Origin of the sequence: Micromonospora sp. URMC 106 (assembly GCF_051386395.1) — a bacterium.
In the GTDB taxonomy this organism is placed as follows: domain Bacteria; phylum Actinomycetota; class Actinomycetes; order Mycobacteriales; family Micromonosporaceae; genus Micromonospora.
The window spans coordinates 1-4,471 of the sequence record NZ_JBPQTP010000202.1 but is presented as its reverse complement, the minus strand read 5'-3'; the positions used below and the strand labels follow the sequence as shown (position 1 = coordinate 4,471).

The following is a 4,471-nucleotide window of genomic DNA, read 5'->3' as shown; positions in this document are numbered from 1 at the left end:
ACCGCCGGGCACGCGACCTGCGGACGGCGCTGCTCGACCGGGAGCTGCGCGCGTCGCGGCGGCCGGATCAGGCGGGGTCGGCGGTGGCCGGGAGGTGGCCGGTGTAGGCGACGGTGTCGGGGCCGACGCGGCAGTCGGTGAGGTGCCCGCCGGCCCGCCCCAACGCCAGCAGGTACGCGAGCTCGTCGGCAGGGTCCCCGCCGGTCGGGAACTCCCGCCGCGACGCGCGCAGCTCCCGGTCGAGCAGCGCCGTCCGCAGGTCGCGTGCCCGGCGGTAGCGGTCGACGAGCGCGTCCAGGTCGTCGCGGACGAGCGCCGCGGACAGCTCGTCCAGGAACGCGCGCACCCGGTCGAGCTGTCGGACGACCTGCTCTCGGTTGTTGAGCAGCATGTCGGCGGTCCGCTTGGCGGGCGTACCGGCGACCCGGGTGCCGTCGCGGAAGCTGCCCGCCGCGAGCCCCAGCACGGCGTCCCGGACGTCCGACCCGGACACCGCGCCGGCGAGGCTGCCGGCCAGCAGGTGGGGAACGTGGGACGACAGGGCCACCACCGAGTCGTGCACGGAGGCGGACATCGGTACCACCCGGGCCGCGAAGACGTCCACGACGAGGGCGGCCAGGAGCCGGAACGCGGCCATGCCCTCCGGCGCCGGGCAGAGCACCCACGCCGCCCCCTCGAACAACCCCGGCACGGCGGCGGTCAGCCCGAACTGCTCCGTGCCCGCCATCGGGTGCCCGGGGACGAACCGGTCGGTCAGCCCGTGCGCGACGGCGAAGTCCGCCAGCCCTCCCTTGGTGCTGCCCACGTCGGTGATCACGCAGCCCTCGGCCGCCTGCCCGGCGACGGTGACGAGGGCGTCGGGCAGGGTCGGCAGCGGCCCGCAGAGGAACACCAGGTCGCGGTCGCGCACCGCCGCGGCCAACTCGTCGGCGAAGGCGAGCCCTCGCCGGCGTCCCTCGGCCCGGGTGGCCCCGTCGGGATCCCAGCCGGTGACGTCGACGCCCGCCTCGTGCAGCCGGACCAGGATCGACCCGCCGATGAGGCCGGTGCCCACCACGGCGGCCCGCGACGGCCCGCCGGGTCGATCACGCATCAGGCACCTCGGCGTTTCGGTCGGTACATGTCGAGGACGCCCCGACTCGCTTCGGCGCCGAGGATATCGCTTTTCCAGTACCCCTTCATCTCACGCTCGCCCAGCGGTGTGAGGGTCAGCATGCCGCTGCGCGGGGAGTAGTCCTCGTGCGCGTCGCCGATCTTGTAGATCAGTTCGAGCTGGCCCTTGTCGTACGTGACGCCGACGGACGAGACGGTCGCGAAGCAGCGGGCGACGAATCCGGGCTCGCGCCGAACCGCCGCGAGGGCGTCCTCCTCGGTCCGGTAGAGCTGGACGGAGTAGGTCAGCTCACCGCCGCGCAGGCCGATGTCGGCCACCCCCCAGGTGCCCGACGACGACTCGTAGATCCACTGGCCGAGCACCGGGTGGGCCCAGATCAGCAGGAACAGCCGCTGCACCACGCCGCCGACCAGGGCCAGGCTGAGCGCGGACACCAGCACGGCCAGCACCTTGGCGCCGCTGTCGCGCAGCTCGGCCTGCTGGAGCACGGCGACGTTCAGCACGCTGAAGATCACGGCGGCCGTGGCCAGGGACGCCTGCCGCACGCCGTCGATGTTCCGGTCCCGCAGCAGCGGGTGCAGGTAGCGCACCTCAGCCCGCCTCCGCGCCAGACCCGGACGCGCCGGCTCCGCTCACCGGTCGACCGCCCCCGGCACTCCCCGTCCCGCCCATCTCCACGCCCCCCGCATCGAGCTGTCGGGCGCGCACCCGACCGCGACCCTGACGCAAGATCACATGCGAACCCGCGCGGAGACTACCGGCCGGCGGGCGACGCCGGCGACCCCGGGCCCATCGACGCGGCTCGCCGCTCGGGCCGTGCGGGGCTCAGCCGCGCAACCGGCCGGCGACCGCCGCCACGTGCTCGTCGGACTCGGTCAACGCCACCCGGACGTGCTGGCGGCCGGCAGGACCGTAGAAGGCTCCCGCGGCGACCAGGATGCCGCGGCGGGCCAGCCAGTCGACCGTCGCCCAGCAGTCCTCGTCGCGGGTCAGCCAGAGGTAGAGGCCCGCCTCGGAGTGCTCGACGGTGAAGCCGGCGCCGGTGAACGCGGCGTGCAGGATCTCCCGCCGGGCCCGGTAGCGCTCCCGCTGCTCGTCGGCGTGCCGCTCGTCGCGCAGCGCGGCCACCATCGCGGCCTGCACCGGCGCGGGCACGATCATCCCGGCGTGCTTGCGGACCTTGAGCAGCTCCGCCACGAGCGCCGGGTCGCCGGCCACGAACCCGGCACGGTAGCCGGCCAGGTTGGACCGCTTGGAGAGCGAGTGCACCGCCAGCACACCGTCGTACGACCCACCACACACCTCGGGCGAGAGCACCGAGACCGGCTCGGCGGACCAGCCCAGCGGCAGGTAGCACTCGTCGCTGGCGACCACCGCGCCGCGCTCCCGGGCCCAGTCGACCACCTTGCGCAGGTGGGCCGCCGGCAGCACCCGCCCGGTGGGGTTGCCCGGCGAGTTGACCCAGACCAGGCGCACCCGGGGGGTCGGGCCGACCGCGGTGAGCGAGTCGGCGCGCACGACCGTGGCGCCGACGAGCCGGGCCCCGTCCTCGTAGGTCGGGTAGGCGATCGACGGCACCACGACGACGTCACCCGGTCCCACCCCGAGCAGGGTGGGCAGCCAGGCGACGAGTTCCTTGGAGCCGATCGTCGGCAGCACGCCGAGGCCGTCGACACCCGCCCCGCAGGCCCGCGCGACCCAGGCGGCGATCGCCTCGCGCAACGCCGGGGTGCCGGCGGTCAGCGGGTAACCCGGGGCGTCCGACGCGTCGGCCAGCGCCCGCCGGATCACCTCGGGCACCGGGTCGACCGGCGTGCCCATGGAGAGGTTGATCAGGCCCTCGGGATGCGCCGCGGCCAGCGCGGCCGCGGCGTCCAGGGTGTCCCAGGTGAACTCGGGCAGCCGCGACGAGACCGGCGCGGGGCGGTTCAGTGGCCCTCTCCGCGCGGCGGCTGCGCGGCGACGAAGGACGCGTCCTTCTCCACCTTGCCGATCTTCGAGGCGCCACCGGGCGAGCCCAGGTCCTCGAAGAACTCGTAGTTGGCGCCGGTGTAGTCCTTCCACTGCTCCGGGACGTCGTCCTCGTAGAAGATCGCCTCGACGGGGCAGACAGGCTCACAGGCACCGCAGTCGACGCACTCGTCGGGGTGGATGTAGAGCATCCGGTTGCCCTCGTAAATGCAGTCGACCGGGCACTCCTCGATGCATGCCTTGTCGAGCACATCCACGCACGGCTCGGCGATGATGTAGGTCACCGGTCTTCTCCTCCGCAAGACACGCCGCGATCACCCGCGACGCTAAGAGCCTAGTATCTCGCCGGGGAGGGGGTCGATCGTGCTCCGACAGCAGGATGTGGGACACCGGATCGTGGTTCGCCGGATTGTGGGGATTCGCGAAGGCCGGCCCCTCTTCTCGGACGCCCTCGGCGAGCTGGTCGAGCTGAGCGAGACCCATCTCACTCTCGCCACCGCGCAGGGCCGGCTCCGGGTCCCGGTCGCCGAGGTGCACCGGGCCAAGCGGGTGCCGCCGACCCGCCGGCCCACCGCCGCGGCCGTCATCGAGTTGGAACTGGCCTCCGACGAGGCCTGGCCCGCCGCCGTGCGGGGACGGCTGGGCGACTGGCTGCTGCGCGCCGCCGACGGCTGGTCCGGCCGGGCCAACTCGGCGCTGCCGGTGGGCGACCCGGACCGGCCGCTGCCCGCCGCGCTCGACGCGGTGGAGCGCTGGTACGCCGACCTCGGTCAACCGGCGATGGTCAACACCCCGCTGCCGCTCGCCGCCCCGGTCGGCGCCGAACTCGACGCGCGAGGCTGGGGCAGCCGCCCGCCGGTGCTGGTGCAGACCGTGCCGCTGGCGGCGCTGCCGCCGGCCGCGCCGGCGCCCGCCGGGTCACCGCCGGTCGAGCTGGCCGCCGCGCCGTCGGACGACTGGCTCGCCATCGCCGCCGGCCGCAAGGGCGGCCTGCCCGACGCCGCCCGGCACGTGCTCACCGCCGTGGGCCAGGTCCGCTTCGCCCACGTGTACGCCGGCGGCACGCTGGTCGCCATCGGCCGGGGCACGGTCACCGGGCAGGGGCGCTGGCTCGGGCTGAGCCTGATCGAGGTGCGGCCCGAGGCGAGGCGGCAGGGCCTGGCCGGCCGGGTCGTCCGCGCCCTCGCCGACTGGGGCGCCACGGCCGGCGCGTCGCGCGCCTTCCTCCAGGTCGAGCAGCGCAACACGGCGGCCGTGGCCCTCTACCGCACCCTCGGCTTCACCACGCACCACACCTACCTGACCCGCACCGCCCCGGTCGGCGCCGAACTCGACGCGCGAGGCTGGGGCAGCCGCCCGCCGGTGCTGGTGCAGACCGTGCCGCTG

General features: G+C 74.9%; 5 protein-coding genes. 1 reads left to right on the top strand and 4 read right to left on the bottom strand.

The window, feature by feature from the left end; genetic code table 11:
* Positions 1 to 67: 67 nt before the first annotated feature.
* The 4 genes from ACSNOB_RS31535 to fdxA all read right to left on the bottom strand — a co-directional run bounded on the left by ACSNOB_RS31535 (position 68) and on the right by fdxA (position 3,369).
* The gene (locus ACSNOB_RS31535) at positions 68 to 1,093 is read right to left on the bottom strand and encodes a prephenate dehydrogenase (protein ID WP_436691036.1); all 1,026 of its coding nucleotides are present in this window, start codon (positions 1,091 to 1,093) and stop codon (positions 68 to 70) included.
* On the bottom strand, positions 1,093 to 1,704 hold the full coding sequence (locus ACSNOB_RS31530) for a hypothetical protein (RefSeq protein ID WP_436691034.1): 612 nt from the start codon (positions 1,702 to 1,704) through the stop codon (positions 1,093 to 1,095). The genes ACSNOB_RS31535 and ACSNOB_RS31530 overlap by 1 nt, the downstream gene beginning before the upstream one ends.
* Positions 1,705 to 1,939: 235 nt before the next feature.
* On the bottom strand, positions 1,940 to 3,046 hold the full coding sequence (dapC, locus tag ACSNOB_RS31525; protein ID WP_436691038.1) for a succinyldiaminopimelate transaminase: 1,107 nt from the start codon (positions 3,044 to 3,046) through the stop codon (positions 1,940 to 1,942).
* Entirely contained in the window at positions 3,043 to 3,369 is a 327-nt protein-coding gene (gene fdxA, locus ACSNOB_RS31520) for a ferredoxin (protein WP_089005361.1), read from the bottom strand. Before fdxA ends, dapC begins: the two co-directional genes overlap by 4 nt.
* Positions 3,370 to 3,448: 79 nt before the next feature.
* Between fdxA and ACSNOB_RS31515 the strand changes: the two genes are divergently transcribed.
* Positions 3,449 to 4,471, top strand: a 1,023-nt coding sequence (locus ACSNOB_RS31515) for a GNAT family N-acetyltransferase (protein ID WP_436691032.1), incomplete at its 3' end; no start/stop codon positions are given.

Bases quoted from the DNA above. Each gene is read 5' to 3' on its own strand.
- ACSNOB_RS31535 (WP_436691036.1), bottom strand. From the start codon at position 1,093: ATGCGTGATCGACCCGGCGGGCCGTCGCGGGCCGCCGTGGTGGGCACC.